The organism is Phormidium sp. CCY1219 (genome assembly GCF_055795085.1).
The window spans coordinates 1-25954 of sequence record NZ_JAYFEQ010000357.1; the positions used below are offsets into that span (position 1 = coordinate 1).

General features: G+C 50.9%; 26 protein-coding genes. 5 read left to right on the plus strand and 21 right to left on the minus strand.

Features of this window, described 5'->3' with window-relative positions; translation table 11 throughout:
- Positions 1-371: 371 nt before the first annotated feature.
- The 5 genes from AC0QH1_RS06655 to aroF form a co-directional block, all read right to left on the minus strand.
- On the minus strand, positions 372-1343 hold the full coding sequence (locus AC0QH1_RS06655; protein ID WP_324630182.1) for a sensor histidine kinase: 972 nt from the start codon (positions 1341-1343) through the stop codon (positions 372-374).
- Positions 1344-1905: 562 nt separating this feature from the next.
- Complete coding sequence (locus tag AC0QH1_RS06660) at positions 1906-2250, minus strand: slr1659 superfamily regulator (RefSeq protein ID WP_324630183.1); 345 nt, start codon at positions 2248-2250, stop codon at positions 1906-1908.
- A 287-nt stretch (positions 2251-2537) separates the two neighbouring features.
- A complete protein-coding gene (locus tag AC0QH1_RS06665) occupies positions 2538-3119 on the minus strand; it encodes a slr1658 family protein (protein ID WP_324630184.1) in 582 nt (193 codons plus the stop codon).
- A gap of 278 nt (positions 3120-3397) precedes the next feature.
- Entirely contained in the window at positions 3398-4090 is a 693-nt protein-coding gene (locus AC0QH1_RS06670; RefSeq protein WP_324630185.1) for an SAM-dependent methyltransferase, read from the minus strand.
- Between the two features lie 95 nt (positions 4091-4185).
- The gene (aroF, locus tag AC0QH1_RS06675) at positions 4186-5043 is read right to left on the minus strand and encodes a 3-deoxy-7-phosphoheptulonate synthase (RefSeq protein WP_324630186.1); all 858 of its coding nucleotides are present in this window, start codon (positions 5041-5043) and stop codon (positions 4186-4188) included.
- Positions 5044-5071: 28 nt separating this feature from the next.
- Between aroF and AC0QH1_RS06680 the strand changes: the two genes are divergently transcribed.
- Positions 5072-5410, plus strand: a complete 339-nt coding sequence (locus AC0QH1_RS06680; protein ID WP_324630187.1) for a hypothetical protein — start codon at positions 5072-5074, stop codon at positions 5408-5410.
- Positions 5411-5698: 288 nt separating this feature from the next.
- Here AC0QH1_RS06680 and AC0QH1_RS06685 read toward each other — a convergent pair whose 3' ends face one another.
- Both AC0QH1_RS06685 and AC0QH1_RS06690 read right to left on the minus strand, forming a co-directional pair.
- The gene (locus tag AC0QH1_RS06685) at positions 5699-6109 is read right to left on the minus strand and encodes a ribonuclease HI family protein (RefSeq protein WP_324630188.1); all 411 of its coding nucleotides are present in this window, start codon (positions 6107-6109) and stop codon (positions 5699-5701) included.
- Between the two features lie 380 nt (positions 6110-6489).
- The gene (locus AC0QH1_RS06690) at positions 6490-6960 is read right to left on the minus strand and encodes a hypothetical protein (protein WP_324630189.1); all 471 of its coding nucleotides are present in this window, start codon (positions 6958-6960) and stop codon (positions 6490-6492) included.
- Between the two features lie 100 nt (positions 6961-7060).
- Here AC0QH1_RS06690 and AC0QH1_RS06695 point away from each other — a divergent pair, with 100 nt between their 5' ends.
- Positions 7061-7765 (plus strand): HAD family hydrolase, encoded by a 705-nt coding sequence (locus AC0QH1_RS06695; protein ID WP_324630190.1) that lies wholly within the window; start codon positions 7061-7063, stop codon positions 7763-7765.
- Positions 7766-7962: 197 nt separating this feature from the next.
- Here AC0QH1_RS06695 and nifB read toward each other — a convergent pair whose 3' ends face one another.
- The 14 genes from nifB to AC0QH1_RS06765 all read right to left on the minus strand — a co-directional run bounded on the left by nifB (position 7963) and on the right by AC0QH1_RS06765 (position 23137).
- Positions 7963-9249, minus strand: a complete 1287-nt coding sequence (gene nifB / locus AC0QH1_RS06700) for a nitrogenase cofactor biosynthesis protein NifB (protein ID WP_324630192.1) — start codon at positions 9247-9249, stop codon at positions 7963-7965.
- A gap of 62 nt (positions 9250-9311) precedes the next feature.
- Complete coding sequence (locus AC0QH1_RS06705) at positions 9312-10691, minus strand: nitrogenase component 1 (RefSeq protein ID WP_324630194.1); 1380 nt, start codon at positions 10689-10691, stop codon at positions 9312-9314.
- Positions 10692-10772: 81 nt separating this feature from the next.
- Positions 10773-12143, minus strand: coding sequence for a nitrogenase iron-molybdenum cofactor biosynthesis protein NifE (gene nifE / locus AC0QH1_RS06710; protein ID WP_324630195.1), 1371 nt, complete (start codon positions 12141-12143; stop codon positions 10773-10775).
- Between the two features lie 178 nt (positions 12144-12321).
- Positions 12322-12630, minus strand: a complete 309-nt coding sequence (locus AC0QH1_RS06715; protein ID WP_324630196.1) for a (2Fe-2S) ferredoxin domain-containing protein — start codon at positions 12628-12630, stop codon at positions 12322-12324.
- Positions 12631-12729: 99 nt separating this feature from the next.
- A complete protein-coding gene (gene nifK / locus AC0QH1_RS06720) occupies positions 12730-14106 on the minus strand; it encodes a nitrogenase molybdenum-iron protein subunit beta (protein WP_324630197.1) in 1377 nt (458 codons plus the stop codon).
- 164 nt (positions 14107-14270) lie between these two features.
- Positions 14271-15896: a nitrogenase molybdenum-iron protein alpha chain gene (gene nifD / locus AC0QH1_RS06725; RefSeq protein ID WP_324630198.1), complete on the minus strand. Its 1626-nt coding sequence runs from the start codon at positions 15894-15896 to the stop codon at positions 14271-14273.
- Between the two features lie 101 nt (positions 15897-15997).
- A complete protein-coding gene (locus tag AC0QH1_RS06730) occupies positions 15998-16393 on the minus strand; it encodes a P-II family nitrogen regulator (protein WP_324630200.1) in 396 nt (131 codons plus the stop codon).
- A gap of 236 nt (positions 16394-16629) precedes the next feature.
- Positions 16630-16986, minus strand: a complete 357-nt coding sequence (locus AC0QH1_RS06735) for a P-II family nitrogen regulator (protein ID WP_324630202.1) — start codon at positions 16984-16986, stop codon at positions 16630-16632.
- Between the two features lie 112 nt (positions 16987-17098).
- On the minus strand, positions 17099-17923 hold the full coding sequence (gene nifH, locus AC0QH1_RS06740) for a nitrogenase iron protein (protein WP_324630203.1): 825 nt from the start codon (positions 17921-17923) through the stop codon (positions 17099-17101).
- 662 nt (positions 17924-18585) lie between these two features.
- Positions 18586-18852 carry a hypothetical protein gene (locus tag AC0QH1_RS06745; RefSeq protein WP_324630205.1) on the minus strand — a complete coding sequence of 89 codons (267 nt, stop codon included), beginning with the start codon at positions 18850-18852 and terminating at the stop codon, positions 18586-18588.
- 33 nt (positions 18853-18885) lie between these two features.
- Entirely contained in the window at positions 18886-19815 is a 930-nt protein-coding gene (gene nifU, locus AC0QH1_RS06750) for a Fe-S cluster assembly protein NifU (RefSeq protein ID WP_324630207.1), read from the minus strand.
- Positions 19816-19907: 92 nt separating this feature from the next.
- Positions 19908-21143, minus strand: a complete 1236-nt coding sequence (gene nifS, locus AC0QH1_RS06755) for a cysteine desulfurase NifS (RefSeq protein ID WP_324630208.1) — start codon at positions 21141-21143, stop codon at positions 19908-19910.
- 10 nt (positions 21144-21153) lie between these two features.
- Complete coding sequence (locus AC0QH1_RS06760; protein WP_324630210.1) at positions 21154-21624, minus strand: NifB/NifX family molybdenum-iron cluster-binding protein; 471 nt, start codon at positions 21622-21624, stop codon at positions 21154-21156.
- Positions 21625-22864: 1240 nt separating this feature from the next.
- Positions 22865-23137 (minus strand): hypothetical protein, encoded by a 273-nt coding sequence (locus AC0QH1_RS06765; protein WP_324630212.1) that lies wholly within the window; start codon positions 23135-23137, stop codon positions 22865-22867.
- A gap of 166 nt (positions 23138-23303) precedes the next feature.
- Between AC0QH1_RS06765 and cysE the strand changes: the two genes are divergently transcribed.
- The 3 genes from cysE (at position 23304) to nifV (ending at position 25767) form a co-directional block, all read left to right on the plus strand.
- Positions 23304-23945, plus strand: a complete 642-nt coding sequence (gene cysE, locus AC0QH1_RS06770; protein ID WP_442957290.1) for a serine O-acetyltransferase — start codon at positions 23304-23306, stop codon at positions 23943-23945.
- A 2-nt stretch (positions 23946-23947) separates the two neighbouring features.
- Entirely contained in the window at positions 23948-24196 is a 249-nt protein-coding gene (locus AC0QH1_RS06775) for an Asr1405/Asl0597 family protein (RefSeq protein ID WP_324630213.1), read from the plus strand.
- A 437-nt stretch (positions 24197-24633) separates the two neighbouring features.
- Positions 24634-25767, plus strand: coding sequence for a homocitrate synthase (nifV, locus tag AC0QH1_RS06780; RefSeq protein ID WP_324630214.1), 1134 nt, complete (start codon positions 24634-24636; stop codon positions 25765-25767).
- Positions 25768-25954: the final 187 nt, after the last annotated feature.

Here is a 25954-nt window from a genome sequence, read left to right on the forward strand (position 1 = left end):
TGTTTAGGGAAAAGATTAGTCAGAAAATAGCATTTTTCTGCAATTTCCATACCTTTTTGCCAAATTCTCAAGTCTTTAAAATCATTAATCTCTGACATTTTGATAAATTTTCTGAATTGAACTGTTCCCCGTTCCCTGTTCCCCGTTCCTAATTGAACTGTTCCCCGTTCCCTGTTCCCCATTCCCTGTTCCTAGCTGTTAGTTTAGCATAACAAATTTGGTAGAGCCAAACTAGCTTTGGCAATATCAACCGGATTGGGGATGATTTCTGTGGGTAAAAAAGGGGATTGGGTGGGGAATCACAGTGGGTGGGGGAACAGGCCCACCCGAGGGGTAAAGCAGGGGCGAAGGAAGCAGGTGGCGGGGGGGGTTTAATAGCTCAGATGCAGTTGGGTTGCTTCGGACCAGCCGGCAATTTCTTCGAGTTCCAAATCTACCCAAAAGGTGCTTCCTTCGCCAATTTTGCTGATAACGTGCAATTCGCCGCCCATCAGTTCGACTAATTTTTTAGCGATCGCCAATCCCAACCCAGTTCCTTCCATCCGACGGTGTTTTTCCCCCACCTGATGAAACGGTAAAAAGATATCGTGCAACAATTCTGGTTGGATACCACAGCCGGTATCTTCCACTTGAAAGCGGATTTTGCGGCCCACAGGGGATTCTATCTCGCCCTCGGAGGAAAGATGACCGTTTGGCGTCGCCCACTCGCCATCGATCGCATACCCCACCTTAAACGTCACACCCCCTTCGTCGGTGAACTTAACTGCATTGCTGAGCAAATTGAGCAAAATTTGCCGCAAGCGCTTGCGATCGCCGCGAATTCCGTGGGGAAGGGGAGACACCACCTGATAGTTAAACGCGATCGCTTTTTGCGACGCCCGCATCTCGAATAAATCGCTAACATTGCTAACAAACGCCGGAAAATCAAAATTACTCAACTCCAACTCCAGTCGTTGCGCTTCAATTTTCGCAATATCGAGAATATCCGTAATCAACGTCAGCAAATGCTCTCCGCACTGATTAATCTTAGCAATATCCTGCTTTTGCTGTTCGTCGAGATCCTCATCCTCTTCGAGCATCAATTGCGTGTAACCTAAAATTGCATTCAAGGGGGTGCGAAGTTCGTGACTCATATTTGCCAAAAACTCGCTTTTCGCCCTAGACGCCACTTCCGCCACTTCTTTCGCTTTCAATAGCTCTGCTTCCACTGTATCGCAGTGTGCTGTGGTATTTTCCAGCAAAATTTCTAAATCGGCTTTTTCCTGTTTGACAAGTTCTAGCTCCCGTCGCTGTTTTTTTAGCTCGATTAGCAGTTCTTCTCGAGTTGTATTGTGGTCCCACATAGCCCGTGATTTTCCTTTACCGACACCGGATAATGACAGATAAGCGCGCCGTTTACCCCTCTCAAGTGCAGATGCGCTCGAAATTGCGGCGGGAGTCCCAACGAATCCCCTGGGAAGCGCCCTTGGGCTAGCCACTGGTTTCACCTTTCCTGGCGCGCCTTACAGAGCAGTTGCACCCCGCCGTGCAAGTTCTTCTGGTTGTATTGTGCCAGAAATCTCCCTATGGCGTAGTTTTCCTCAAATTGAGACCCAACCCAACATTGGGGGAGCTTTTTCATTATCACCTACACCCGCTTTTCCGTGCAATCCTGAGCTTCGAGGATTGGGAGTTTGGGTGTGGAGGTTGCACCCGGGGGCGATCGCATCTGCGGGGATTAACCGTCCCGGCTTTTCTCGGTCTCCGATACATCTAATTTGCATAATTCTCTCTGCTCGCCCAGCCTCCCCGACCGTAATTTTGAGGCTCTATAACCAATTTCATCGGGTCAAAAAGCCGCTTCTCGGTGCCGAGCCTCCCTGGCTCATGCCGGAACTTTATGCAAATTAACTGTTTTTCACTTCTTTAATGCCATTCTAAGGTTAACGAAGGCATCAGCCGTTGTAAATTCTTTAACGACTTGCCTTGCCAAAGAATATCCTTCGACCCTTTTACTACTAAATCAATAGTTTTTTTCTGGCGCACCTTAATCGCAAACTTGGACAAGACATTGATCCCGGAACTATTGAGAAAATCCAATTCTTGCAAATTAAGCGTCATAATCGGCGGTTCTTGGTTAATCGCCGCTTCCAGCAATTCCACGATGGGGGCATATTCATCCATGCCACTGAGTCGCAAGGAACCCTGGCAATTAACCGTAGCGGTGTCCGTATCGTACGAAATGCGATAGTCGTCGGTTTTGATTTCCATACTCAGTTGTCAGTTTTCTATGAACCGGGGGAGAGAAGGATTGGCGAACCTACCTCAACCTACCTCAACAGACCCGTTTTAACATAAAACAGATTGGGGTCAAAGGGGAAAATTGCGGGTTCTACTACCGCAAACGCCAGGTTTCCGCTAAGTGGCGTCCTCTGAGGGGGCGATCGCGACTCTGCTCGAGGGTAACGCATTGTTATAATTGCCCGAGGCAGTGAATGGGCAAGCGTCTGGCATTGGCGATCGTCCCATCCCCCGGGGTTGCCCTTCTTTGGCAACCACTATACCTCAATCTGTACCATTGTGGTTACGGATTCGATGTCATCCTTGCTCTCCAGGGATTCAAATTTCCAGCCAATTTTCGCCCCATAATCGTTGAGCATGGTCAAATACCCCAACCCGGAACTGCTATGACTTTCGTCAGCGGCATTTTTTTCTAACTGTTGAATATATAACTCTTGCGGGTCGGAACACTGCATTTTTTTAATAAAACTCTGCAATTTATCCTGATGGTGCGGGGTCAGTGCATTGGTGGTCACGAACACAATTTTATCGCAACTGAGAACCAATTTAATGCTAATCGGATAGTGCCATGTTTCCTGACTGAATTTCATCGCATTTTCTAACAGTTCATTGACAATATAACTCACGGCACATTGAATTTCTGCTTGTTTGCTAAACCCTGCCTCGGTTTTTTCTTCCCCGGGAAAGAACGTGGTAAAGTAATCGGCAAGAAAATCGGCAGATAAACCATTGTTACGCCAGCGCTGCTTGAGCGGAATCGAGTGGGGCGAAAAACCCAATATTAAGTATTCCGTGCCGGAGGGGAGTTCGTCGATGAAGTCGCCAAATATCTTAGTCATGTGGGTTTCATAAAATGTAAGGGTCTGAGTGAGTAAAAAGGAGAGTCACTGGAATCGATACTGAAGCGGGAGAAAAGTTCCCCCTGGAATTCGCTATCTCCCGTTTAACAATGTCCCTGAAGATTTCGGGAGTAATTCCTTTCTCGGTTATATCATCTGAAAGTTGGAGATTGCCAATATATTGGCCATCTCCCTGGGGTGAAGTTCCCGAAACTTGCCCCAGGGATGCACTCCAGTCCCACTGCAGACCCGCCTCACCCCCGCGATCGCCTGCTTTTTCACCCTTGGGGAGGCGGTTGGACGCGCAGCATGCGATCGCCACCCTGCTGAAATTCATAAGCAACCGGCTGGATTTCCAGTCCATACCCTTGAGATGAGAGAGACTCCATCACTGGGGTCAAATAGGGGGAAGGGTCGCCGGCAATGGTTAACAAGGGGAAAATGCGGACTGCCCGGGCGACGCGACACAATTCGGCGATCGCCTGCAGGTGAAACGCTTGGGAGAAAAACTCGGAATAGCTGAACAAAAAATGGCTGCAAAGGGCCAACTCAAATTCCTGAGTTTGAAACGGTAATTGGGGCAACTGGGCGGTGACGTAGCGCCCTTCGGAAATGCCTTGGGGGAAATCCTGCAAAAATTGCCCCATTGCAGCGATTCTCACCGCTCCCAAATCCTCGGGGGAGCTGAAAGTTTTCCAAATGTAGTATTCTTGATTATTACGCAGTTCTTGAATAATTTGCACATAGGTGTGGGCGATGCGTTCGCCAATTTGTTCCACCCTAAATTCATACAGGGGGTCGCAGGAAATCACCCGAGTGCCTTGCGCCGTCAGTTGTGCGTTGAAGCTAGCCGGACCTGCGGCACAGTCGAGAATATTTAATTGTAGCTCATCGGGAGTCAAATTAAACATTTTGCGATATTCCTTCAGCGATCGCCCCCAAGGAACCACCTGATTTAAACTAAATGCCATGTTTCCCCCTGGAAAAAACATCAAATAATCCACAAACGCGAAACCCCGCCTCTGGGGCATTTCGCGTTTGTTGCACGGTGTGGGCATCGGTGTGGTTATGCCACGGATAATGCCCTCGCGGGTTGCGCCACTGGTACGCCACGTCCCACAGCGGCGGCGATCGGGCGCAGACTGTCCACCAATTCTACCATTTCCGGCAGGGAAAGGGCCTGTCTGGCATCGGACACAGATTTGTCGGGTTCTGGGTGACATTCCACGATCGCCCCATCAGCACCGGCAGCGATCGCGGCGCGGGTCAAGTGGGGCACCAGTTCTCGCTTGCCCGCTGCGTGAGAGGGATCCACAATCACTGGCAAGTGAGTCAACTGTTTGAGCGCCACCACGGCCCCGAGGTCCAACACATTGCGGGTGTAACTATCGAAACTGCGAATCCCCCGCTCGCAGAGTACCACATTCGGGTTGCCGTGACTGAGAATATATTCGGCAGCACCGATGAACTCTTCGAGGGTAGCGGCGAGTCCGCGCTTCAGCAAGACTGGTTTGCCCGCATGGCCCAATGCTTTGAGCAAATCGAAGTTTTGCATGTTGCGACTCCCCACTTGCAGCATGTCGGCGTGGGTCGCAATCCCTTCGATTTGCGAAATGGACATCACCTCGGTAACGGTGGGAATCCCGGACTCTTCCCGGACCTGGGACAAAATTGTTAACCCCGCATCTCCCAAACCTTGGAAAGAGTAGGGGGAGGTGCGGGGTTTGTAGATACCACCGCGCAACAGTTGCACCGGCGCTTCGGACAGATGGCGGGCGACTTGCTGCATTTGTTCTAGGGTTTCCACCGCGCAAGGCCCGCCGACAATCAACAGGTCTTTGCCCCCCACGGTGGCGCGATCGCCGATTTGAATGACGGTGGGGGATTGGGTTTTTTCGGAAAGTGCGAGTTTGGCGTTTTTCATGGTGTTTCTCCTTGGAATTACAAACGAAATGAACGAAAAAAAAGCCCGGAACCTGTTTCGAGTTCCGGGCGGAGGCGTTATCCTTGCATGGCAAAACCTACCCAGAACTCTTTCTGAGCCAAAAATAAAAGCCAAAAAACCAGTTGTTCGCGGGATAGGTCTTCATCGGATTTGCCTCGATATGAATACAAGGTTAAGCAACAAAAAAACCGCAGAGTTGCTTCTGCGGTTCACCGGGCGTTTCCATGCGAGATGGTATTCACCGCCGGTGAACCTGCGTAAACCAAAAATAAAAGTAGTTGCTGCGGTTAAACATGAGAAAAATTGCTGGAAAAATAGAATGTATGCCGATTTAAGCTTACTCTAGCAAAGCGGTTGGCAGATGTCAACCCCCGAGTTTGCTCTCCTCGACCTCTGGCTGTAACCTTTGAGTTATCTTTACTCTAGACGACGCTATGCGCCACTGTGTTGCCAATTTGGCGATTTCGTTCAAAACTCTTTCCCCAGTTGTAGGGTGGGCATTGCTTGCTTCGCGATGCCCAGGGCCGGGGTAGGTAACAATGCCCAGCCAACGCTCTATTTGGGCAAAAAACCGCCACCCTCGGCCTTTTGATTGGAAAATTGTCAATCTGTGATATGCTGACCGGAAAAAGACCTAGGCGAAAGCTTGTTCGTCGATCGCGCGATTAGCTTGGGCGTCGGCGAGATGATTTTGCTGGCGGGGAATGTGTTGCGGAGGGTCGTAACTGTCGAAGCGATCGAGCAGAAAGATAACTTTTTCGTACAAGGGCTTCAGGTCGGGATTTTTGACGCGATATTCCCCGTTGATTTGTTTGATGAGCAGTTGGCTATCCGCTTTTAAAAGCACTTTTGTGGCTCCGATTTCTAGGGCTTTTTCCAAGCCGAGAATGGCGGCGCTGTATTCCGCTTGATTGTTGGTGGTTTGCCCTAAATACTGACAGACTTCGTAAAGGACTTCGCCGCGCTCGTCGGTTAACACCGCTCCTGCACCGGCTGGGCCTGGATTGCGCCGTGAGGCTCCGTCTGAATATACCATGACGTACATAAATTGACAATCGACTCCTGAGATTCTAATCAAAAATTAAATCGCGAACCAGGGTTTTGCAACGCGATCGCCCTAACCGGGTGACTTGGGAACGGGTGGGGCACGGTAAAGAATTGTAGCAAAACTCGAGGCGCTTTCATATGTCACGTTCCTCACTCGCGAGTGGGGCGAGAGAGTGCGGGGGAGTATCATACTCTGGAATCAAAGTCAATCCATCACGCCCTGAAATTTTGGCCGAAATTGCCGGAGATCAATTGGTGATGGACAATGGGAGAGTGCAGAGTGCCTCGTCCATCACCAATTGTCAATCGGTTACAGCTATCGGGGAGAGGAAGAGAACAAAAGCGGGAGGGAAAACGGCGATGCCGAGGGAGGATAGCTCACGGATATTGAATCAAAACCGGACCGTGAGGGAGATGTCGGCGATCGCCATTTGAGCGCTTATTCGTCACCAGCATGCGAAAGTCACCCAATTGCAATTGTTCGCTCAGGGGAACTTCGCTGAGACTTTCGATTTCCCAAAACACGGCCCAATTGGGGCGATCGGTTTGCGTAGAAGCGGGACGGAAGCGCTTATCCCCAGGATATCGGCCTCGGCGAGAGGGGATGTGACCCACATAGATGCCATGCCATGCGGCGGACATCTGCAGGGGTTTATCGGAATCGGAATGGGAGGGGTAGATAAAGACTTCTACCGCTTGGCCTTTTCTCATTTCATCCACTTGGCGAAACAATTCCCAAGCATCGCTGCCAAAGGCCACTTTTCCCTCGCTCTCGCAAGTTTCCATCCCCGAAACGAGGTGGACTTCCGGAACGGGTACCAGAATTGCAAACGCCTTTGTAATTCCCATTTATGCTACCATAAAATCGACTTGACCAGTGCCACGGTGAACCCACCGATACTTTCCACGGAAAGCTGGCAGGTTATCATTCTACCCGAGGGATAAGTTTGTGGCTAATCTTAGTCTACAGGTTCCGGCAAACATGACAATCGCCGCAATTCTTTTCGATTTAGATGGTACCCTGGCGAATACCGATCCGATACACTTCCAAACCTGGCAGGATCTTTTAAAAGACTATGGGATGGACATCGATAAAGCATTTTACCAGTCGCGAATTAGCGGCGGATTGAATGGCGAAATCGTGCAAGACATTTTGCCGCAACTGTCCCCAGAAGCGGGGAAACGGGTAGCGGAGGAAAAAGAAGCCCGCTTTCGCCAACTGGGCACCCAACTGGAACGGTTAGGGGGACTTGACGATGTGCTGACCTGGACCGAAGAAGGGGGAGTGAAGCGCGCCCTAGTGACCAATGCGCCCCCGGAGAATGTGGAATTTATGCTCGAGGTGTTGCAGTTAGGCGATCGCTTTGACGTGAAGGTGCTAGCAGAAAATGCGCCAATTGGCAAGCCCGATCCGACCCCCTATAACTTGGCCTTAGAACAGTTAGGGATTTCTCCTGCAGGGGCGATCGCCTTTGAAGATTCTCCCGCCGGGATACGCGCTGCAGTGGGAGCCGGCATTTATACCATTGGGGTTGCCACCACCCATGACCCGCACAAACTCCTCGACCTGGGCGCGGGGATGGCGATCGCGGACTTCACCGATGCGGACTTGTGGCAACGCCTCCTGCGGCGATCGCACTTGCCCTCGGTGTGAATGACGAGCAAACCGGGGGATTGAAATCGCGCCTAGGCAGGCTTGCGTCCGCATGACAAGGACTATGACTCGTTCCCAGGAGATGCGGGGAACGAGAAAACGATAAAGCGAGAAAAAAAGCCCGCCCGAGTCGTTGTTGGGATAACCGAACTCGACAACAAGGCGGAACTTATACTAAAGCGATCGCAACAACAAGATTACCCGCAACCTAACCCATCGCCGCTACAACCGCCGCCTTTCACGGCACCGACAACCGGGCGTTTGCCCTTCAGTTTCGTCAAATCCCCGCCGTCATACACCGCTTGCAATCCTTCCTGGATAAAGCCGCTCATTTCCACCGGCAACACGCCACACTTAGAGAGAATTTCCTTCGGATTATCCCCCATACTGGTGGCCAAAACCGCCCTGCAATCGTGCAATAAATCCGCCACTTTTTGCCACCGTTCAAATCCCGTTCCGGGTGCTGGTGCGATGCGTTCTTCCACCATTTTAAACCCGCTGTCGGTCTTTTCCCAAATCTGGAATTGTTCCGCTTGGCCCAAATGCTGATTTACCAACACTCCTTCATAAGATGCCACCGCCACATAAGGGCGATTTTTCGACTCCAACGGCACGATTTTCTTAGAACAAGCAATCAAACAGCCGTGAAATTCCTCCGACTGGTCTGCCCCTAGCAGTCCCACTGCATCGGCGCGACAGCGGGTGCAATGGCGCATTTGCGGTAAATATTGCTCGCATTCCTTGCGAAGTTTTGCCATCATCAAAGAATCCGGTTCCTGGATATCTTCAAACGGGGTATCTGGGGTGGGATACATGGCCATTGCATTAAACAAATCTGCCCCTAATTCTGCCATTGTCCGCGCTACTTCTACCACATGATGGTCGTTAATTCCCGGCATGACGATGCAGTTAATTTTCACCACCACCCCGGCAGCTTTTAACCCTTTCACCGCATTTAACTGCCGTTCTAGCAATAATTCCGCACCTTTGCGTCCGCGATACACGGTTTTGTCATCGCGAATCCAGCGGTAAACCTGGCGGGTAATCTCTGGGTCGATCGCATTAATTGTCACCGTCACGTGAGACACGCCAATTTCGGCAATTTCTTGAATGTATTCTGGTCTTAAACCCAGTCCATTGGTGGCCAAACATAAAATTAAATTGGGGTATTTTTCCCGCAGCAACCGCATGGTGGAGAGGGTTTCTTCCGGGTTGGCAAATGGATCTCCCGGTCCGGCAATTCCGGCTACTGTGATGCGCGGTTCTTTTTCCAAAACCCGCTCCATATAATACAGCGCTTGCGGTGGGGACAGGATGGTGCTGGTGACTCCTGGTCTGCTTTCATTCACGCAATCATATTTGCGATTGCAGTAGTTGCATTGCACGTTACAGCGCGGGGCAACGGGTAAATGGACGCGGCCAAATTGTCCTTTGACTTTGGCATTAAAACAGGGGTGTTGTTCGAAATTAATCGTAACTGTCATGGTTTTTTTTCTCAATGATGGTGCCAAAAATTGGGAGGCAGTCAAACTGCCAGTATTTCCGATTACAAGTAGCCGTAACCGATGGGGGAATCGGCTTGTTTTTTCTCGATAATTGCGTTGACAATCGTATCGAGTAGGGATTGGGTACCGCCATAGGCGAGATGAAGGGTTCGTTGTCCGCCGAAGCGATCGTGAATCGGAAATCCAACCCGAATTAAGGGAATATTGAGTTTGCGGGAGATGGGATAGCCTTTGCTGGTTCCGACGAGCAAATCCGGTGCGAGGGTTTCGATTTGTTCGGCAATTTCGTAAAAGTCGATGTTTTCGCAAACCAGGGGAGGGGCGGATAAAATGTCATCGGTGACGGCGGCGATCGCTTCGGCTAAATGTCCGCTTTTTCCACCGGTGGCACACAGCACCGGCACTATGCCAATTTCGGCTAAAAATGCGGTCATTCCCACTACTAAATCTTCTTCGCCGTAAACCACGGCTTTTTTGCCAAATAGGTATTTATGGGAATCTACATAGGCATCGACTAACCGCCCTCGGTCTAATTCGTATTTGCGAGGAATTGCGGTGTTGCAGACATCTTCGAGGGTGGCAAAAAAGCGATCGGTTTCGCGCAATCCGATGGGCAAACCGAGGGGAAAATGGGGAACTTGAAAGCGTGAGGCTAACAGTTTACCGCCGGTGGATTTGGACAGACAATGGGTGCGTCCGAATTCCAGGGTAGCCCGCGCATTTCCCATGCGTTGAATGTCGGCGATCGCCGTTCCCCCTTCCGGAATTTTTTCGTAGTCTAACTGGGCCGGTGCATCTAAGGTTTCCGAAATATCGGGCAACACAATCCCGTCAATGTGAAAGTCTTCCAGAATTTGTTTCAAATGTCGGATATCCCCGGGGGAAACCAATCCCGGAAGCAGATTGATGGGGGTGGTTTCTGCGGTTTCTTGCTTTCCTGCCAATTGGTCGATCGCCGCTCTCACTGTGGCGTGGAATCCTTCCATGTGCGTCCCGCTATAACTGGGGGTAGACACATTCACTAACAAGGGCAGATGTTCCGCACTCACTTCCTGACGAAATTCTTTCAGCAGCATCGGCACGTCATCGCCAATGGTTTCGGTGAGACAGGTGGTGGCAATGCCGACCACTTTGGCATTATATTTGTTGATGACGTTGATAATGCCTTTTTTCAGGTTCGGACCGCCACCGTACACCGCATGCTTCTCGCTCAGTGAGGATGAGGCAATGTCGATGGGTTCGCGAAAGTGACTGATGATGTAGCGCCGCATATAGGTGGCACATCCTTGGGAACCGTGCAAATAGGGCACGCATCCTTCGATTCCGCGAAACGCGATGCAAGCGCCGAGGGGTTTGCAAAGCTTGCAGGCGTTGGTGGTGGAAACGTAAGACGGAGTGGGAGTTTTTGTGGTGGATTTCACGCGATCGTCTCCTGTTTTTCTAATGTATCGACAAACAATAATCGGGGGTGATTTTCCGGGCGCTGACGCACCCTGTGAAGCTTATTCGCTGGCGGATAGTTTGTGCCGCTTTTCCCGGCGAGGAACGAACCGCCACACGGGAGACATTACCGTAGAATGCACTTCCTTGGCAAAATTGAGCATTCCCACAAATCCTTCTAAGGCTTCTTTGCGTTCGTGGTTGTGGTCGCAAAAACCCAATCCCAGTTTATAGGCGATCGGTCGTTCTTTGACACCGCCGACAAAGATATCTACATCTTTTTCTTTCAGAAATGCCGACAATTCCAGGGGATTGGAATCATCCACGATAATTGTGCCTTCGTCGGTGACTTCGTGCAATTCTTTGTAATCTTCATGGGTGCCGGTTTGCGACCCTACCATCACCACATCCATTCCTAACAGGCGGAAGGCTTTCACCAGGGAAAAGGCTTTAAATGCGCCGCCGACATAAATCGCCGCTTTTTTCCCTTGCAGGTCTTGGCGATATTCTTGCAGTTTAGCATATAAAATGGAGAGTTCTTCCCGGACTAATTGTTGCGCGCGTTGCAGAATTTCCGGGTCATCTTTGAAAAAGTGTGCTACTTTGTAAAGGGCTTGCGCCATATCTTCGACGCCGAAGTAAGAGACGCGCAAGAAGGGGGTGCCGTAGTCTTCTTTCATTAATTTGGCGAAGTCCATTGTTGCCCCGGAACACTGTACCACATTCAGGGCTGCGCCATGCGATCGCGCGATATCGCCGACTCTCCCATCCCCGGTAATATTGGCCACCACTTCAATGCCCATCCGCTCAAAATATTCCCGGATAATCCAGATTTCGCCGGCTAAATTAAAGTCGCCTAAAATGTTAATGCTGTGCGGGGAAATTCCGGTGGTGTCGCCGCTTCCCACTAAGCGGAACATCGCCTGACAAGCGGCATTATATCCGGCGCGTTTGTTGCCTTTAAAGCCTTCGGATTTAACCGGAATTACGGGGATGTTTTTCTCTTGGCTGACCCGCTTGCAGATGGCTTCTAAATCGTCGCCGATAATGCCGACAATGCAGGTGGAATACACGAATGCGCCGTTGGGATTATGGCGATCGATAAGTTCGACTAAGGCTTGATAGAGTTTCTTTTCGCCGCCAAAGATAACGTCTTTTTCTTGCAAATCGGTGGAAAAACTCAGGCGGTGCAGTTCCGGTCCGGAGGATAATGCGCCGCGAATATCCCAGGTGTAGGCGGCGCAACCAATCGGTCCGTGGACTAAGTGAATCGCATCGGCGATCGGATAGAGCACCACCCGCGAACCGCAGAAGACGCAGGCTCTCTGACTCACCGCACCGGCCAAACTTTCTTTATTACATTCTAATGCAAATGGCTGGTTTCCTTTGCGGTGAATTTGATTCTCTCTTTCGGTGAAAATTACGTTTTCCATGTTACAATTGAAGTCAAGAGTTTGCTTTTTTTCTCGTTCCCAGGTTCCGCCTGTGAACGAAAAGTATAGTGAAAACCTCGCGTTCTCGTGAAAAGGGAAATGAGAAACACTCAGGTATAAGGAAGTCAGAAGTCAGGGTATGCTGGCTTCTGACTGAGGGATATATGAACGGTAAACTTTAGGCGGTGACAAACAGATGGTCTTTTGCAGCTTGACCCTCTTCCAGGGCATCGAGAATTTCATCGATCGCCTCTTCATCTACTTCTTTGTACCAGTAATTGTCCGGGTAAACCATCATCACTGGTCCGTTGTTGCAGAGGTTCATGCATCCGGTGGTAGATACCAGGGCATCTAAACCGCGATCGCAAATTTCTTCTTCCAGATACTGGATCAAGGATGCAGAATCCTTTTTCTCACATACGCCTTTAGCTTCGCCAGTGAGTCGGAAGCTGGAACAAACGAAGATATGGTGAGTGGGTTTTTTCATAATACACCTCGTGCTTGAAGCATAAAAAATGAAGAAAAAATGGGAGGAAATGAAGGATGAAATGGGCGATATTTCATCCTTCTTCGGGCTAAAACAACGTTAGCGAACTAATTCAAACGTTTCGTCCGGTGCATCGCGATCGAGACGTTCGAGCAGGATGTTGCAAATATTGGAGAGCAGATAGATGCCGCCCCAATAGCAGGTGGTGGGGAAGTAGCTGTGACCCACGCGATCGAGAATCGGGAACCCGAAGCGGGTAATCGGGATATCTTCATCCCGGGCGATATACTTGCCGTATTCGTTACCCACCAGCAGGTCTACCGGTTCGTTTTTGATCAGTTGGTGCAGGTAGAAGAGGTCGGCATTGGCGGCGACGATCGCATCGGGAACGCTATCTTGGAGAATTTCTTTGACGCGGTTCTCGAAGCGCTTGCCCACTGGACTACCAGTGATGACATATACCGGGAGCATCCCGCAGTCTACCAGGAACTCGGTGAGGGGGATGAGCTGGTCCGGATCGCCGTACACTGCGACGCGCTTGCGATAGAGGTACTGCTGCATGTCGGTCATCACGTCTAGCAGGCGTCCGCGATCGTCGTTCAGGCTCTCGGGCGGGGTGACGCCGGTGACTTCGATCAGGGTTTGCACGAAGCGATCGGTTGCTTGCAAGCCGATGGGCAGTTCTAGCACTCGAGCGGGAACCTGGCATTTATTTTCCAGGGCGGTGGCGGCGGCTTCGGAGGTAAAGGTGCCGAGGGCGATCGTGGCGCTACTGTTGCCGGTATCGATCAAATCGGGAATCGGAGTGCCGCCTTTCGGGTACATCTTAAAGTTAGAGGTTTGCGGCGTATCCACCACATCGGAGGTATCCGGGAACACGATCGCCGGAATTTCTAGTTGTGCGAGTAACTGCTTCACGGCGCGGGTATCGGAGGGTTCCACATAACCGGGAATCACGTTCACTTTCTGATTCGGCGTCTCGGTTTTGGCGGATAAGTAGGTGACCATCCCTTTGGTCATATTCGACCAGCCGGTGATGTGCGACCCCACATAACTGGGAGTATTGGCGTGAATCACATATTTTCCTTCCGGAACCGCTCCCGACTCGCGCGCTTGACGAATGAAGGTCGGGATATCATCCCCAATGGTTTCGGACAAACAGGTAGTGCTGACGGCAACTATCTCCGGATCGTACACGGAAAAAATCGTGTTGAGGGCTTGCTTCAGGTTGGCACCGCCGCCGAATACGGAGGAACCCTCGGTAAACGCGCTGGTTGCGGCCATGATGGGTTCTCTGTAGTGCCGCGTGAGGTGAGACTTGTGGAAAGAGCAGCAGCCTTGGGAACCGTGAGAGTTGGGCAAGCAGCCGTGAATGCCTAGAGCGGCATACATTGCACCAATCGGCTGACAAGTTTTTACCGGGTTAATCCGCAATGCTGAGCGTTCGACGATTTCCTTGGGGGTTGCTTCTAACATGATTTGACTTCTCCTGCGTAATGGTGAGATCGTTTAAATTTGAAGCGGGCGAAATAACAAAGCGTTTGGGTGAGCTAAGGACGGAGAGGAGAGGAAACGGGGGGGAACCGATTGACCGATTGAGAGAAAGCTTCCCCCGCTTCCCGTCTCCCCGGCTACATCACTTACTTCTGCCAGGGGGCTTGGACGAGTTTCCATGCCGGGGTGTTGATCCGCATGTCGATGTCTTTGGCGAAGTTTACGGCACCTCGGAAACCGGCAAACGGACCGCCGTAGTCGTAGTTGTGCAGTTGTTTGCAAGGCACGCCGAATTTCTCGATGACGTACTTATCTTTAATTCCCGAACCGATTAAATCGGGTTTGAACCGCTTGATGAGGGTTTCGAGTTCGTGATGACAGATGTCATCGATCATCAGGGTACCGTCGCCCATTTCGGAGATCATGCCTTCGTACCGACTTAGCAGACCTTCTTCTTTTAGTTGTGCGATCCATTCCGGATCGGCGGTGGGACGGTAGCGATCGGGGTCGGCTTCTACTTCGATTTCTTCAATGTTGCGCGAGTCAGCGTCTACCTTGATGGTGGGCAGAACCTCGCGACCTTCGTAGTCATCCCGGTGTGCGAATTCGTAGCCGGCGGCGATCGTCTTGATGCCGAGATCGGCTAGCAAATCTTGGTAGTGGTGAGCGCGGGAACCTCCCACAAACAGAATCGCAGTTTTGCCGGTTAAACGCTCGCGATAGGGGGCGAGTTGCGCGTCGGTTTCGGCGAGTTCTTCGGCGATAACTTCCTCGACCCGTTGGGTGAGAGCCTCGTCATTGAAGAATCTGGCAATTTTCCGCAAGGACTTGGCAAAGGCTTGGACGCCGATAAAGTTCACTTTCGTCCAGGGAATGCCAAATTTGGTTTCCATCATGGTCGCCATGTAGTTGATCGACCGATGACACATGACCAGGTTTAATTTGGCAAAGTGTGCCTTGCTGGCTTCATCATAGTTGCCGTCACCACTGAACTTGCTGATGACTTTAATGCCGCACTTGTCGAACACGCGCTCGATTTCCCACGCATCGCCGCCGATGTTATATTCCCCGAGCAGGTTGACGGTAAATCCTTCGATTTCTTCGTCGCTCTCTGGTTCGCCTTCGCCGATCCAATGTTTGAAAAATCCATTGTTGGCAATGTGGTGTCCGGCGGATTGGGAAACGCCTTTGTATCCTTCGCAGTTAAAGGCAACGACTGAAATTCCCAGTTTCTTGGTCATTTCTTTGGCCACTGCTTGGATGTCGTCTCCGATCAGACCCACGGGACAGGTGGCGGTAACGGTGATGGCATTGGGTTTGAAGATTTCGTAGCCTTCTTCGATCGCTTTGCGGAGTTTTTTCACGCCACCGAATACAATGTCCGAGTCCTGTATGTCGGTGGTGACGCAATAGCTCATGTAGTTCTTGCCATCTTCGCGAGTGCGATATTGGTTGCGCCGGGTCATCCAGGTATAGTAAGAACATCCCACCGGCCCGTGAACGATATGTAGGGTGTCGCCGAACGGGCCGACCACCACCCCTTTACATCCGGCAAACGCGCAGTGTCTGGTGTTGAGAATCCCGGGAACGGTTCGCACGTTGGCGGCGATCTGCTGTCCTTCGATGGAGGAATCGCGCATCACAATGTGCTTGGCTCGCTTTTTCACGACTTTGGCGGGATAGGGACTCACCATCTCTTCGGTGACTTCCTTGGGGTCTACTTCGTAGTTTGCCTTTTCCAATTTTAAGGCGTCAGAATCATGCTCGCTCATTATCTTTCTCTCTATTACTTCAGGGGTTAGTAAGGCGATCGCCGAACTCTACCGACTTGATTTGTGCGTTGCCCGAACTCGGCGATCGCGGGATTGGGATGTTAGCCCTTCATTTCGTTGATGGCTAACTCTGCAGTTTCTCCGGTACTCACCCGCACGCTGTCTTCTACGGGCAAGACGAAGATTTTTCCATCTCCAGGGGTGCCGGTTTGATTGGTTTCGATCAATGTGCTAACCACGCGATCGACTTTATCATCGGGCACCACGACACTGAGTAAGCGTTTGGGCAGCAGACGAGACCCAGTTGCCAGTAAGGGCAACACTTCGCTGGTCTCACTTGGATGTTCGTTTAGGGCTTGAACGATTTCAAACTCTACGGCTTCTTTTCCTCGTCCCACGGCTTTGAGTGCCGTTAATGAAGGAAATCCTGCTTTCGCTAATGCTTGTTTGGTGTCGTTGATTCTGTTGAGCCGGATAACGGCCATTACTTCTTTCATTTGTCATTCAACACGGGGTTTTCAACCCATGCCCTCCAGGTGTAATATCTCATCCGACGATTGACCGAGAGTCCTAATGTCGCACTTTGGGAAAAGCACTCCCGCGCCGACGGGAACGATATTAGGCGATCGTATGGAAACAACGTATCTTCGCTCTGTCGGATTCGATCCGAATGCTATCCTTTGTCCCCAGCCTTCTTTTCCATGCCAATGTCCGAGGACAAAGGAGTGACGCCCTAGGCGGTCACTAAATTCGGTTTCTCCGCACTTTCTTTAGCACCTGTGCTGATGGTGTAAACATCTTCCACGGGGCTGACAAAAATCTTGCCGTCTCCATGTTGCCCTTCCGTGCCGGTGCGGGCCGTGTTTAAAATCGTGCGAATGACTAGCATTTTTTCCGCTTCGGGAACCACGATGAGCAAGCAGTCTTTGTGTAACTCGTCGTAAACCACGTTCCCGACTTTTAAGCCTTGTTGTTTGCCTCGACCAAATACTTCGATTTTGGTGACGGCGGGATATCCTGCATCTAAGAGCGCTTTCATCACTTCGGCACTCTTTTCGGGTCTGATAATTGCTCTTACCATGACGGTCATGGTAGTAAACCTCCAAAAATTTGAATTGGAAATCTATCCAGAACTTGGCTTGGCTTCGGGGCAATGCCTTGGCGCACTTGACGCTTCCTCACTACCCCAACGCCCGCTCTCTTTATTCATACAAACCGAATTTGACGAGCAAGTGTTCTAAATCGTCGTTCTTCATCGGCGTGGGAACCACCACATTGCTGTTGGCGTCGATCGCATTGGCCAAATTCCGATAGTGATCGGCTTGTTCGCAAGTAGGATCGTATTCGATCACCGTCTTGCGGTTCAGTTCTGCCCGTTGAACCATATTGTCGCGAGGCAAGAAGTAAATCATCTGGGTGCCGAGTTTTTCCGCTAACGCTTGAATCATGTCGGCTTCGCGATCCACTTTACGGCTGTTGCAAATTAAACCGCCTAAGCGAACCCCGCCAGATTCGGCATACTTCTGAATGCCTCGGCAAATGTTATTCGCGGCATACATTGCCATCATTTCGCCGGAGGTAACGATATAAATTTCTTTCGCTTTACCTTCGCGAATCGGCATGGCAAATCCACCACAAACCACGTCCCCCAGTACATCGTAAAAAGCGTAGTCGAGTTGTTCGCTTTCTTCATACGCGCCGAGTTGTTCGAGCAACGAAATCGAGGTGATAATCCCTCGTCCCGCACAACCCACACCGGGTTCCGGACCGCCAGATTCCACGCATAACGTGTTCCCGTATCCAGGTTTGCGAACTTCATCGAGTTCTACGTCTTCACCTTCTTCGCGCAGGGTGTCTAACACGCTTTTTTGGTGCAGTCCTCCGAGCAGCAAGCGGGTGGAGTCAGCTTTGGGGTCGCAACCTACCACCATCACTTTTCGACCGAGTTCGACTAATCCAGCAACGGTGTTTTGGGTGGTTGTGGATTTACCAATTCCGCCTTTTCCGTAAACAGCAATCTTCCGCATGATGTTGACCTCCTAATTTTCGGTCTTAATTTTTCAGTTCAGTGAAATCTGTAAATTCCTCTAAACCCAGAGGTGGGGCAAGAATTTTCTTGGGTCTCGGTTTCGTTTAGTTTAGACTCTCGTCTTTATCGATTGACCGATTGCCTTCACGTACAAAACTCTTTGCTTTGGGAATCGAAATGGTTTCTTCCTTTCGTTCCAATTTAATCATAGGCAAAGATTTTTTTTGTTGTTGTATGCTTTGCTACAAAATATAAGGTTTTTTCAGTAAAATCTCGGTTTTTTTGATTTTTTTTTGTCAGACTCGTGGATCTACGGTGGTCGATCGCCTCGATTTTCCCCGCGCTTATTTCTGCAACCTTATGCCCTGAAAGCATTCTAGCTCTTTTCATCCAAACCTGTCATTAAACTTGGCAGAACCTTTTCCGATTTTTGTAACAATATAATAAAAATATAAAGCTCGGTTTACGCTTTTTATATTTTCTTAATAAACAATCTTGTAGTTGTTATAAGGTCTAAAAGTCCAGGAATTTTCAAGGATAAAAACCCTTAAACGGTTGTTGAATATGCGATATTGCCGCAAAAAAAAAGCCCCTGCCAAACCGCAAGGGGCAATTAGGGTAAAGATAGCAGGTTGAGAGTATCTTCTTTTCACAAGAAGCTTATTTTGACCGCAGCACTTGCAACGGTTTCAAAACCAAATCCGGAAAATCATAAATGCGCGGATCGGGCGTAACCTCCTTGGGATTGGCAAACTCTAGACGATCGCCAACCTTTCCATTTTCCGGCGATCGCAGCTTCAGGCCAAAATCGTTCGATGCCTGGTGCCAGAATTCCTGAAGCTGAACCAATATCGCCCATATATTCCCCGGGGACATCTCGGGCAACTCAGTCACAGAATCGGCAGTGTAATTTTTGTTACTTTTCATCTTAAACCCTTCTCCCGAGGGAAACTTTCTCGACTAAGACACCGGTTCGACAACCAGAGAAGAAATAACCCGCTCTCGCAACCGTTGTTCTATCGCCATTTTCAGGGTAATCGTGACGCTGGGGCAACTATCACAAGCGCCCTTGAGCAGCACCTTCACTCGGTCTCCCTCCACGTCATACAATTCCACATCGCCGCCATCGAGGGCTAAAATCGGTCGCACTTCTTCTTCAAGCACCTTTTGAATCTGAGAAATTTTTTGTAAATTCGTCAGACTAGTTTGGGTGACAGTTGTCCTCGGAGGTTCTGGTGCTGAAACCGCCACCGGGTCTGGAATTGGCGGAATTTCCACCTCAGGCAAGTCGGGACGATCCACTTCCGCATATTCGGCCACCAAATCGTCAATCAGCGGCAAACAAGACCCGCAACCGCCGCCGGCTTTAATATAATTCGTCACTTGGTCCGTGGTTGCCAAATTATTCGCCCGGATCAGTCGGCGAATCTTGGCAGCGCTGACCCCAAAACAGGTGCAGACCAAAGGCCCATCATCGTCTTCGTGAGGTCTAATCGGAACCCCTCTATAGTTGGAAATTGCCGCTTCTAGGGCTTCTTGTCCCATCACGGAACAGTGCATTTTTTCTTCGGGCAACCCGCCGAGATAGTCGGCGATTTCGCGGTTGGTGATTTGCAGCGCTTGGTCGAGAGTCATCCCGAGGAGCAAATCGGTCAATGCAGAGGAGGAGGCGATCGCGCTGGCACATCCAAAGGTCTGAAATCGCGCATCCCGAATCGTCTCGCTGGTTTTCTCGATTCGCAGGTGCAGGCGCAGGGCGTCGCCACACACAATGCTACCAATCTCACCCACGGCGATCGCTTCGTCTTCTCCACACTCTTCCGTGGCGATCGCGCCCATGTTGTGGGGATTGTGAAATAAATCCATCACTTGATTGCTATAATCCCACATCTTTAATTCTCCTATATTTCTACTCTGTGGCGCAGGCGGTGTCAGGGGTGCAGGGGCAACACCCATCAGGGGTCCCCGCTGGAGCTAGCACCCTATCGCACCGCCACATTCTCTAAATCTTGTTGTTTTTCCTGCAACCAGCCTTGTTGTTCGTCGGTGTCGCTGTTAAACGGCGACATAGCGCGCAGTCGCGTCACGATCTGCGGCATCACCTGCAATACGCGATCGATTTCACCGGCAGTGGTATAGCGCGAGAGGCTAAAGCGAATCGAGCCATGCAACAAGGTGTAAGGCAGTCCCATCGCCCGCAACACGTGGGAGGGTTCCAAGGACCCGGAGGTGCAGGCGGAACCGGAGGAGGCACAAATCCCTTCGCGATCGAGGGAGAGCAGAATGGCTTCCCCTTCGATATATTTAAACCCGATGTTCGTGGTGTTCGGCAACCGCAAACTTTGATGTCCGTTGAGCTGGGAATCCGGAATGGTCGAGAGCAAGCCGGTTTCCAGGCGATCGCGCAGGGATTTCACCCGGGTCACTTCTTCTTCAAAATACTCCATTGCCAATTCCGCCGCTTTGCCCAATCCCACGATGCCCGGTACGTTTTCCGTACCGCCGCGCCGGCCTTTTTCCTGATGTCCGCCGATCAGTAAGGGCCGGAATCGCACGCCTTTGCGGATATAGAGCGCGCCAATCCCTTTCGGGGCGTGCAGCTTGTGTCCCGACAGCACCAAAAAGTCTATGGTACTATCTTTCATGTTTAACGGCAGTTTGCCCACCGCTTGCACTGCATCCACGTGGAACAGGATATCCCGCTGTTTGACAATATGCCCAATGCGTTCGATCGGGAAAACCGTGCCGATTTCGTTGTTGGCGCACATCACCGACACCAAGGCGGTGTCGTCGGTGAGAGCCTCTTTTAGTTGGTGTAAGTCGAGCAACCCTTTCCCGTTCACGGGGAGGTAGGTGACGCGATATCCCTGCTTTTCTAGGGTTTTGCAGGTACTCAGCACGGCGGGATGTTCCACTTGGGTGGTGACGATGTGCCGTTTGTTGGGCTTTGCCTGTAAGGCGGCGCGGATGGCAGCGTTGTCGCCTTCGGTGCCGCAACTGGTAAACAGGATTTCGCTGGGTTCGGCACCGAGTAAGGCGGCGACGCTTTCCCGGGATTGTTTGATACTTCGCGCCAGTTGTCCGCCGAAGGTATGCATGCTGGATGGATTCCCATAATACTGGGTCAGATAGGGCAGCATGGCTTCGAGGACTTCTTCAGCAACCTGGGTGGTGGCGTTGTTGTCCAGATAAATCGGAGATGGGTTGGTTGAGTGCATGGGTTTCCTCCTATGACGTGGGGGTGCGATCGTCGTCGGAGGGGGTGCTACACCACTCCTCGTAATAGTTCCAAAGGGCGGTTTCGATGGTGTCGTACACTTCCACTGCTTCGATGCCCGCTTCGCGCAGGCGATCGGCGGGCACGGCTCCAATTTTCGCCACTAACACCGCTTCGCAGTCGCCGAGTATCTGGGTAATTTCACTTAAGTCTCCCGGCCCGTTGTCTTTCCCGTGGCAATATTGGCTCACCGGGCGCTGGGCGATAAGTTGAGCCGCATTTCCGTCTACTTCGTAGATAAGGAATTCTTTAGCATGTCCGAAGTGCTGGTTGATGAGTCCGTAGCCTTTTGTGGCAACAGCGATTCTGATTTTTGAATGGCTGGTTTCTGTGGCGCGATCGCCGGACTCGCACTGCGGAATAACTGTGGTCGTGCCCCCACTCGCAGTGGCGAAGGGGCGTTTTTCGGTGGATGAACTCATAACTAAGTTGGGTGAATTGAATTGCTGTGGATGAAATCGAGTTGAAGAACCCAAGAGTCGAAACTCTACTCGTCTGTGATGTCCAGTTTAACGCGCTGAAATTCTGTTTCTCTTCCTGTGGGTCGAGCCTACTTTTCTTTTAATCGCGGTCGAATGTTTCTGGTTTTCGCGACGAGCGCTTTAGTCCGGGTTCTTGACTCAGCCTGATATGGCAAGGGTGACACAGGAGCGTCGCAGTGGATGCCGCGATCGCCTCGCTTTTTCCCTTGGCAAGTTTTATATCAATCCCGTCCTCTCCCCCTCACGGACGCTATCTCGATTATTTAATTAGTATTATTAGGGTGTACTCAAATTTCTCATCCCCCGATGCGATGGGGGATACAAGAAATATTTATTTTTTTTCAGCCTCGGGGGTCGGGCGTTTCTCCGGGGAGGTACGGGTATTTGCGGAGGTGGGGTCGGGCTTTTTTGTACTCGCCCTTTAACGGTTACACAACAAGAGTTTAACCCCTGTTTAAGATGCGCTATGTTTGAGTACACTTCGGTACTCGCTTGCTTCTGTTTTTTCCCGGAAGTAGCGCCCGGGCGGCTCTTTTCTAACTTCCGGCCTTCCCCCTCAGCGAGCGGTTTTCAGCGTTGAGGTGGGGGAATGGCGTTTCCGAGGTGGCTTGATTCCCCCTCGCTCTCGGGACTCGCCTTAACATTGTAACAATTATAAAATAATTATAAACTAAAAATTAAATTTTTATAAAAAGGATCTGGAGAAGTTTAACTTTTTTTAACAACTCCAGATTCCATACATCCACAGAATTCAATTCTGTATCCAATATAGCATTATTTTCAAAATTTTCGTGCTAGTTTAACGATTTTTTCCAAAAAAAATATCGCCCTGCAGTGGATGCCGGAGAACTCTGTAACTGATTATACTCTATTTTTTCGATTTTGGCTCAGCCTGAACGGAAACCGGGAAACCCAAAATCCAGAACTCTTGACATTTATCGCCAGGGCAGCAGATAGACGGCGACTAAAAGTCCCCGCCTCGTCTAGCTGAAGTGGTCTAAAGACCACTGACGGCTTTTGCCTTTCCAGGTGAAGCTGGGGTGGGTGGGGGGTGTTGCCCACCAACCAGGCTTTTTTTTAATCCTCAATTCTCCTTGAGAGAAAATGGTAGCGAATATGATACAAATCGGCTCAAATTGAGTACAAAAGCTGCCGCACCCAGTGCCCCAAAAAGCCGACCCTAAATTTTTGGAAACCGGGAAACAGTGGAATTACTGAGGAAAATGGCACTGAGTGCAAGACTAATAAGCAACCTCGCGGAGGTATAGAGGATTACAAACACTGTACCGTCGGATCTGATATAAGCAAGAAATATAGCCGAGAGCCGATCGCCCGCGATGGCGATCGCTGCCACTTCTGTGGCGTTCGAGGTTGGCGAAGCGCGATATTTGACCAGACAATAAGGAGTGTAAACGGCGATCGCCTCTGTCAAACAGCCCCTCGAGAGTGGCAAACGCTTGAAGCGAACAGAATTTGACGAACCGATCCACATCACCCCCTTCACTTCTATGACACCTTATTTATCCATTGAAGAAAAAAGCGGTACGAGCAGACCGATATTCCAGCATCGGTCTGCGGATCCTCCCGACGCAAGGCATCCCTCCACCCCGGGACGGAAAATCGCCCCGGGGATTCTCGCCGACTTCCAGATGATATTCCACCGGGATCCGGCGGCGCGCAATTGGCTGGAAGTCTTGCTTTGCTATCCGGGATTGCAGGCATTAGTATTTTACCGAATCGCCCATTGGCTACAGGGGTGGAAAATTCCGCTGATCCCCCGGTTGATGTCTCACTTGGCGCGGTTTTTCACCGGCATCGAAATCCATCCGGGGGCACAGATCGGAATCGGCGTCTGTATCGACCACGGGATGGGCGTCGTGATTGGAGAAACGGCAATTGTGGGCGATTTTGCCTTAATTTATCAAGGCGTCACCCTCGGCGGAACCGGGAAAGAAACCGGCAAGCGACATCCCACCCTCGGTGCAAATGTGGTGGTGGGTGCGGGAGCGAAAGTTCTGGGGAATATCCAGATTGGCGATCGCGTCCGCATTGGAGCCGGATCCGTGGTGGTGCGAAATGTCCCCTCGGATTGCACCGTGGTCGGGGTTCCCGGGCGCATTGTCTATCGCGCCGGGGTGCGGGTCGATCCCCTAGAACACGGACGCCTCCCGGATGCGGAAGCTCAGGTGATTCGGTCGTTAGTCACTCGCATCGAAGCCCTGGAACAACAACTGCAAACCTTACGGTCTCCGGGAGCATGATAATGGTTATCGATTCGGCCCTAAACGACTCGGTTATCGAGTTGTTGAATATTGCTCCGGGCGATCGCTGGAGAGTTTACGAACAACTTGAAGCCCGGTTTATCCCTTGTTGGTTTACCCGCAACGGATTGTTATGGGTTCATTTGCTCACTTTCTCCCAAGCCCTCCAACTCCGGGATGTGATTCGAGAAGTGACATTCCAACAAGTCCAAATTCTGCAATGGCTCGATGAGGAATTACAATCCGCGTAACATCTCCCATGACTTTTCCCGTCTCGCTCCTTTCCCTCCTCGCGAGCGATCGGGGCGAGTTGCTTTCTGGAAAATTGGCATCGGTGCGCTTATCTCCCAGCCAACATTGCCGATTCAATTGGCTCGCCCGGACTTTTCATAAGGCAAAATTATTGGGCGCATAAATGTGAAATAAATGTTAAGAAACAATCCTCAGTCCTGGCAGAAAACCGAGGTAAAAATACTCAAGTGTTAATGCAAACCGCAATTTTTTAGACTTGATGAAGTTTTACGCCTACCGGGAGATAGGGGGGTTAATGGGCGTATCGGTCAAGGAAAAAAAGGCGAAAGGAAATGTATTGTTTTTTAACAAAAAATCAAGACAGCTTCGGAGTCGAGCTAAGCTAAAATTAAATGGAGCACTCTGCATTGGCAGAGGGAAGAATAGGAAAAGAAAAATGAACGGAATTTGGATAAACGATACGACCCTGCGCGATGGCGAACAAGCAGCAGGGGTAGCATTTAGTGTAGAGGAAAAAGTGGCGATCGCGACTCGGCTCGATCGCATGGGCGTTCCGGAAATCGAAGTGGGAATCCCCGCAATGGGGGGCGCAGAAGCCCTGGCGATCTCGGCAATGTCGGCATTGGGACTGAAATCGCACTTACTGGGGTGGAATCGCTGTGTCCCCTCGGATATCGAAGCATCCCTCGCCTGTGGGTTGCAGCGGGTGCATCTGTCGATTCCGGTATCCGATATCCAAATCGAGATTAAGTTCCAAGGCGATCGCGCCGCCGCATTAAACCGCTTGCGCCAGAGTATCGCCTTCGCCCGCGATCGCGGCTTGTTCGTTTCCGTCGGCGGTGAGGATAGTTCCCGCGCGCCAGAAGATTTTTTAATCCAAGTGGCACAACAGGCGCAAGAGTGGGGCGCATCCCGGTTTCGCTTCTGCGATACCGTGGGAATTTTAGATCCGTTTACCACCTACGAGAAAGTCGCCAAGCTGGTAGCGGCACTATCAATTCCGGTAGAGATGCACACTCACAACGATTTCGGCATGGCAACTGCTAACGCGATCGCCGGAGTGAAAGCGGGGGCATTCTCCGTGAATACCACCGTCAACGGCTTGGGAGAACGAGCCGGCAATGCGGCACTGGAAGAAGTAGTGATGGCCCTGCAGCAGATATACGGTTTGAAGTTAGGCATCGAAACCCCGGGCTTGTTCGAACTCTCGCAACTGGTGCAGCAGGCATCCGGCGCGAAGTTACCCCCCTGGAAGGCAATTGTAGGTGAGAATGCCTTCGCTCACGAAGCGGGCATCCACACCCACGGCGTGCTGAAAAATCCCCACAGCTACGAACCCTTTGCCCCGGAAACCGTGGGGGCAACGCGCCAGTTAGTGGTGGGCAAACATTCCGGGCGTCACGGCTTGTGCGATCGCCTGGAACGCTACGGGATTGCCATCGAAAATGAAGAAACGCGATCGCTCCTGGATGCGGTGCGCGCTTTATCCGTACAGCTCAAGCGCAATTTAACCGAGGAAGAATTGCGCCGATTAGTTTTCCCCAACGTTTCCCATCGCACGTGGGTGTAATGGCAAAAACAGACATTTTTTGCACCGCGATCGCGCCAGATTTTTTAACTCGTTCCCCCCCCACGGAGGAACCCTTTCTGAGAGGCTCTGCCTCGATACCGATTGATTTGACCCCTGGTTCAATTATTCGCCGATTGAGGTAAATTGCCTGGAGCGTCGATAAACTGCTAAAACCAATTATAAAAAG